1 protein-coding gene is annotated in these 664 nt (G+C 65.5%); it reads left to right on the top strand.

Translation table 11 applies throughout. The features are described 5' to 3' along the window. A partial coding sequence (locus ACL02S_RS24150; protein ID WP_503129074.1) for a saccharopine dehydrogenase family protein occupies window positions 1–664 on the top strand: 664 nt, incomplete at both ends.

Genomic DNA, 664 nt, shown 5'->3' with positions numbered 1-664 from the left:
CCTGACTTGAGCGTGTACCAGCTCTACCGCCGAACCGTCGACGACAACACCGGCGAACTCACCGACACCACAGCCATAGCCACGGCCAAAGGAGGGTTCAGCGGCGGTACTGTCGATTCCGACCGGGCCACCCTGGAAGCGCTCGCCGCCGACCCGGCCAAGGGCGCCGTCATGGCGGACCCTTACTCGCTGAGCCCGGACAAGTCCAGGGAACCCGACCTCGGCCGTCAGTCCGACCGGGCGCTGTCACGGGCGAGCACGATCGACCCGAGCCTGGACGGCTGGATCGGCACCTATATCTTCGCCACACACGACACGAAGCTTGTTCGCCGCAGCAATGGGCTGCTGGGTTGGCCCTACGGCAAGAATTTCCGTTACCGAGAGGTGATGAGCGCCGGGAACTCGCCGATAGCGCCACTGCTGGCGGCAGGTATGGCCGGTGGTATCGAAGTAATCATGACGGGCGGCGCGCTGCTGTCCCGGACCGCCGCAGGCCGCAGATTCTTGGACCTGGTCCTACCGAGACCGGGCACCGGACCGAGTAAGAGATCCCGCGAACGAGGCTGGTTCACCACGAAGACAGTCGCGCACACCACCTCGGGCGCGACATACCTGGCAACCTTCTCCAGCACCTGCGACCCCGGATACGACGGCACCGCACTCA

The organism is Nocardia spongicola, assembly GCF_047200775.1.
GTDB lineage: Bacteria > Actinomycetota > Actinomycetes > Mycobacteriales > Mycobacteriaceae > Nocardia.
This window is presented reverse-complemented; position numbering and strand designations above follow the sequence as displayed.